This window comes from Actinoplanes sp. NPDC051633 (assembly GCF_040681735.1).
In the GTDB taxonomy this organism is placed as follows: domain Bacteria; phylum Actinomycetota; class Actinomycetes; order Mycobacteriales; family Micromonosporaceae; genus Actinoplanes.
In genome coordinates this window covers 1-5,622 of record NZ_JBFAZH010000473.1, presented here as the reverse complement: position 1 = coordinate 5,622, position 5,622 = coordinate 1, and the positions used below count along the sequence as shown (strand labels likewise).

The 5,622-nt window shown below is 70.9% G+C and carries 3 protein-coding genes; 2 read left to right on the top strand and 1 reads right to left on the bottom strand.

What is annotated here, in order from left to right:
* Nucleotides 1-73: 73 nt before the first annotated feature.
* A complete protein-coding gene (locus tag AB0M20_RS24170) occupies nt 74-1,132 on the bottom strand; it encodes an endo-1,4-beta-xylanase (RefSeq protein ID WP_364301732.1) in 1,059 nt (352 codons plus the stop codon).
* A 181-nt stretch (nt 1,133-1,313) separates the two neighbouring features.
* Between AB0M20_RS24170 and AB0M20_RS24165 the strand changes: the two genes are divergently transcribed.
* Both AB0M20_RS24165 and AB0M20_RS24160 read left to right on the top strand, forming a co-directional pair.
* Entirely contained in the window at nt 1,314-2,576 is a 1,263-nt protein-coding gene (locus AB0M20_RS24165) for an SGNH/GDSL hydrolase family protein (protein WP_364301730.1), read from the top strand.
* Complete coding sequence (locus tag AB0M20_RS24160) at nt 2,573-5,512, top strand: glycosyl hydrolase 115 family protein (protein ID WP_364301728.1); 2,940 nt, start codon at nt 2,573-2,575, stop codon at nt 5,510-5,512. Before AB0M20_RS24165 ends, AB0M20_RS24160 begins: the two co-directional genes overlap by 4 nt.
* Nucleotides 5,513-5,622 lie beyond the last annotated feature (110 nt).

Sequence of the window (5,622 nt, the reverse complement as noted above, 5' to 3'; positions counted from 1 at the left end):
TCCCACACAACATCCCACACCCCCTACCCCCCCCGCCCGGCCTAAAAACCCCGCCCGCCCGGGAGGGTGGACCCTAGGATGCGAGTCGGAGTGTGTCCCGCAGCGTGTAGTACGCGGGCTTCGGCTGATAGTCCTCCGTGTACGGGGTGGCCGAGCCCTCGCCTTGGAAGACGCCGGGGACCCAGGAGTACTTGTCGGTGAATCCCCAGACCGTGTACGACACGCAGTTGCGCACCAGCAGGCAGGCCCGCAGCAGCAGCCCGAAGCCCTCGGCCTGGGCCGCCACCTTGATCGGATCGGCGGGCAGCTGCATCCGGATGTCCACCTCGGTGAAGGCGGTCTGCACGCCCAGCGCGTCGAACCGCTGCACGTTCTCCAGCACCGTGGTGGGCAGGCCGTACTGCAGGGCGAGGTGGCCCTGCATCCCGAAGCCGTGCACCGGCACGCCCTGCCGGCGCAGCTGGATGATCAGGTTGTAGTAGGCGTCGCTCTTGGGGCTGAGCCACTCCACGTTGTAGTCGTTGAGGAACAGCTTCGCCTTGGGGTCGGCCTGGTGCGCCCAGCGGAACGCGTCGGCGATGTAGCCGGGGCCGAGCGCCCGCAGCCAGATGGTGTCGCGGGGTGTGCCATCTTCGTTGAAGACCTCGTTCGCGACGTCCCACGCCCAGATCCGGCCGCGGAAGTGGCCCACCTCGTCGAGGATGTGCTGTCGGAGCAGCCTGCGCAGCTGGGCCGGGGTGAACGCGTCCTCGGTGAGCCAGGACGGGTTCTGGCTGTGCCAGACCAGCGTGTGCCCGCGGACCTTCTGCCCGTGGCTGCGGGCGAAGTCGACCAGCTGGTCGGCGGGGGCCCAGTTGTAGGTGCCTCTGGTCGGCTCGACGGCCTCCCACTTCATGACGTTCTCCGGGGTCACCGTGTTGAACTCCCGCCCGGCGATCTCCCGGTAGGTCGCGTCCTCGGCGAGTGCGGTCATGTCGATGGCGGTGCCGATCCGCACCCCGGTGCCCCGGGCGGCGGAACGCAGTGTGTCGTCGGCGGCGGCTGCGGCCGGCGCGGTCGGCGCAAGGGCGAGCCCGAGCGTGAGCAGTGTGCCGGTGGCGGCAGCACCCAGCTTATTTCGTATCGATGGCATTGACGGCCTCCGGAAGTTGCGATGATTCCGGAACGCTAGGAGCCGAACGACCTGGCGTCAACTGCCAAATGTTTCGCGCAAGATCGTCAAGATGTCGTCTTGACGGCATCGACGGCCGCCTTTACGTTACGAAGTCTGACCGCGGAATGTTTCCGAAACTTTCGGAGGCGAGGAGCGCCCCATGCCCACCCGTCGTGACCTTTTCGCCGTCACCGCCGGCGCGGCGACCGCCGGCCTCGTCGCGCCCGCGCCCGCTCAGGCCGCCGCCGTCGAACGCTGGGTGGCCACCTGGGCGGCCGTGCCCACCACGGTCCCGCCCGGCCGGCCCGTGGTGATCGAGGATCAGACCGTGCGGCACGTCGTGCACTGCTCGGCCGGCGGTGACGAGCTGCGCATCCGGCTCACCAACGAGTTCGGCGAGACGCCGCTGCGCATCGGCGCGGTCCGGGTCGCCCTGCGGGCGGGAAGCGGCGCGAGCACCACCACCGTTCCCGGCACCGACCGCCGGGTGACCTTCTCGGGGCGCGGTGACATCACGATCCCGTCCGGTTCGCCCGCGGTGAGCGACCCGGTGCGGCTGCGTCTCCCGGCCGGCGGCGATCTCGCGATCAGCGCCTACTTCCCGGCGCGTACGCCGGTCACCACGCTCGCCGCGTTCGCGTACCAGGAGAACGTGATCGCCGCGGGTGACGTCACCGCCGCGCGCGCCGTCACACCGGTCTCCACCGTGACGCAGGATCTCTTCCTCTCCGGTGTCGCGGTGCGGGCGCACGGCGCGGCCGTGGTGACCCTCGGCGACTCGATCACCAACGGGGCGAACACGGCGACCAACCTCAACCACCGGTGGCCCGACCTGCTCGCGGCCCGCTTCCGCGCGGCCCGCCTGCCCCGGGGAGTCGCCAACGCCGGCGTCTCCGGCAACCGCCTGCTGCACGACCCGAACCCGCCGGCCGGCAGCGGCGCCGAGGCGTTCGCGAACTACTTCGGGGTGAGCGCGTTGCGGCGCTTCGACCGGGACGTGCTCGCCCGGCCCGCCGCCCGCTACCTGATCGTGCTGCTCGGCGTGAACGACCTCGGGCACCCCGGCACGGTCGCCCCACCGGGCGAGGTCGTGTCGGCCGGAGACCTGATCGCCGGGCACCGCCAGCTGATCGCCCGCGCGCACGAGGCCGGGCTGACCGCGATCGGCGGCACGATCCTGCCGTTCAAGGGCGACACGCTCGGCTTCTTCAGCGCCGAGAACGAGCGGAAGCGGTCCGCGCTGAACCACTGGATCCGCCGGTCGGGGGAGTACGACGCCGTGGCCGATTTCGACGCCGCGATGCGCGACCCGGCCGACCCGCTGCGGTTGCGGCCGGCCTACGACAGCGGCGACCACCTGCACCCGAACGACGCCGGCATGGCCGCGATGGCCGCCGCCGTACCCCTGGGAGTCTTCCGATGAGGACCGTGCTCGCCGCTCTGCTGATCGGCCCGATGATGTCGGTGCCGGCCATTTCCCATCAGACGTCGCCGGCCTCGTCCCATCGGACGTCGGACTACATCACGACCGTCCCCGGGCCCGGCAGGTTCCCCTTGGCGGGTGCCCCGATCCTGGTCGACGGCGCCGATCACCCCGGCGTCGTCCGCGTTGCCGGCGACCTGCGCACCGACATCACCAAGGTGACCGGCAAGGAGCCGGTGGCCGGCCGTGACCCGATCATCGTCGGCACGATCGGCCGGAGTCCGCTGATCGACCGGATCATCGCCCGCGGCCGGCTCGACGTGCGCGGCGTACGCGGCAAGTGGGAGACGACCGTCGAGCAGGTCGTGGCGGATCCGCTGCCCGGCGTGAAGCGGGCCTTCGTGATCGCCGGAAGCGACCAGCGCGGCACGATCTACGGCGCCTATGACGTGTCCCGCAAGATCGGCGTCTCGCCCTGGTACTTCTGGGACGACGTGCCCGCCGCGCGCCACGACGCGCTCTACGTGCTGCCTGGCCGGCACACCCAGGGCACGCCCGCGGTGAAGTACCGCGGCTTCTTCATCAACGACGAGAACCCCGCCATCGGCACGTGGGCGCCCGGCTACTTCGGCCCCGGCAAGGCGCCGGGCTATCCGGGCGGGCTGAACAGCGCCTACTACGCGAAGGTCTTCGAGACCATGCTGCGGCTCAAGGCGAACTACCTGTGGCCGGCCGTGTGGGGGCGCGCGTTCGCCGAGGACGACCCGCAGAACCACGCCACCGCGAGCCGTTACGGCGTGGTGATGGGCACGTCGCACGAGGCGCCGATGATGCGCGGCATCGAGGAGTGGAACCGGCATCCCACCGGCACCGGGGAGTGGAGCTACCGGCGCAACGCCGACGCGATCAAGGCGTACTGGCGCGGCGGCGCGGAACGCATGCGCGACCAGGACATCGAGGGCGTCATCACGCTCGGCATGCGCGGCAACGGCGACGTCAGCCTGCCCGACGGCGACGGCATCGACCTGATGTCGTCCATCATCGACAGTCAGCGGCAGATCCTGCGGGAGACCGGCCTGATCGACCGTCCCCAGGTGCAGACCCTCTACAAGGAGGTGCAGCGCTACTGGGACTCCGGCTACCGGCCGCCGGACGACGTGACCGTCGTGTTCTGCGACGACAACTGGGGCAACATGCGGAAGCTCCCGGACCCGTCGCTGGCGGCCCGGTCCGGCGGATACGGGATGTACTACCACTTCGACTACGTCGGCGACGGGCGCAACTACAAGTGGGCCGACACGACCAACCTGACGAACACGTGGGAGCAGCTGCATCTCGCGTACACGTCGGGGGTTGATCGCCTCTGGGTGGCGAACGTGGGTGACCTGAAGAACGAAGAGGTGCCCACGCAGTTCTTCCTCGACTACGCGTGGAACCCGTCGGCCTGGCCCGTGCAGCGGCTGACCGAGTGGCACCGGCAGTTCGCGGCCCAGAACTTCGGCCCCGCGCTCGCGCCGGCCATCGGGGACGTACTGGAGGAGTACGGCCGGCTGCAGTCGCGCCGCAAGCCGGAGCTGCTCAACCGCCGGATCACCGTCGACCCCACGAAGGACCTGCGCACCGATCCGAGCGCGGTGATCTACGACGACCAGCAGACACCGTTCAGCCTGACGTCCTACGACGAGATGAACCGCGTCACGACGCAGTGGCTGGACCTGGCCGCGCGGGCCGAGCGGATCCGGCGGCTCGTGCCGGCCGACCGGCGCGACGCCTTCTACCAGCTCGTCTACTACCAGGTGAAGGACTCGGCGATCGTCTACGACCTGCGCCGGGCGGAGTTCCAGAACATCCGCTACGCCGGCGAGGGACGCGCGGCCACCAACGCGCTCGCCGACCGCGCCGAGGCGCTATTCGCCGCGGACCAGGCGATGTCGCGGTACTACAACGAGACGCTGGCCGGCGGGAAGTGGGCCGGGTGGCAGACCCAGCCCAAGATCGGGTACGGCAACGTCGAGCGGTACGGCCCGAACGCGCCCTGGCAGCAGCCGGAGCTGAACAACGTGGCGCTGCCCGACGAGATCTTCCCCTACCTCGAGCGGATCACCGTGCCGCCGGGCTCGTCACTCGGCGTGGCCCTGGACGGCGGCGACCCGGTGACGCTGCCGCCGGCCAGCCCGTGGTCGAGCGAGCGGGCCCGCTTCATCGAGGTCTACAACAAGGGCACGACGCCGTTCCGGTACCGGATCACGCCCGGCGCCTCCTGGCTGCGCGTGACGCCGGCCGCCGGCACGGTGACCGATCAGATCCGCGCCACCGTTCAGGTCGACTGGCGGCGCGCGCCGCGCGGCACCACGACCGTGCCGATCACGGTCACCGGCGCCGGGACGTCCACGGTGGTCCGGCTGCCGGTGGAGAACCCGGTGCTGCGGCCGCACGGGTTCCTGGAGGCCGGCGGGTATGTCGCGATGGACGCCGGCCACTACAGCCGCAAGGTGGGCGACTGGACGCTGCTGCCGGACGTCGGCAAGCTCGGCGACGGCCTCACCCCGGCCGGCGGCGGAGCCCGGCTCGAATACCGGATGACGCTGACCACCACCGGGCCGGTCAAGATCTCGGCGTACCTGTCACCACGCAACAACACCCGGCCCACGCCCGGCCTGCGCTACGCGATCTCCGTCGACGGGGCGACGCCGCAGGAGGTCAACGCGACCACCGAGACCGGCGCGAACGACACCACGATGAACCGCCAGTGGGCCCGCAACACCTCGGACAACATCAACGTCACCACGACCACGCACCGGATGGACCGTCCCGGGACGCACACCGTGACGTTCCGGGCGGTCGACCCGACGGTCATCCTGCAGCGGCTGGTCGTCGACACCGGGGGACTGCGGTACAGCTACCTCGGCCCGCCGGAGAGCAGGCGGGTCCGATGAGGCGGCGCGCCATGCTCGGCCTGGGCAGCGCGGCGGTCCCGGCCGCGCTGCTCGGGCGCCGGCCGGAACCTGCCCACGGGTCGTCCACCGGGTCGTCCAACGGGTCGTCC

Bases quoted from the DNA above. Each gene is read 5' to 3' on its own strand.
- AB0M20_RS24165 (WP_364301730.1), top strand. From the start codon at position 1,314: ATGCCCACCCGTCGTGACCTTTTCGCCGTCACCGCCGGCGCGGCGACC.
- AB0M20_RS24170 (WP_364301732.1), bottom strand. From the start codon at position 1,132: ATGCCATCGATACGAAATAAGCTGGGTGCTGCCGCCACCGGCACACTG.
- AB0M20_RS24160 (WP_364301728.1), top strand. From the start codon at position 2,573: ATGAGGACCGTGCTCGCCGCTCTGCTGATCGGCCCGATGATGTCGGTG.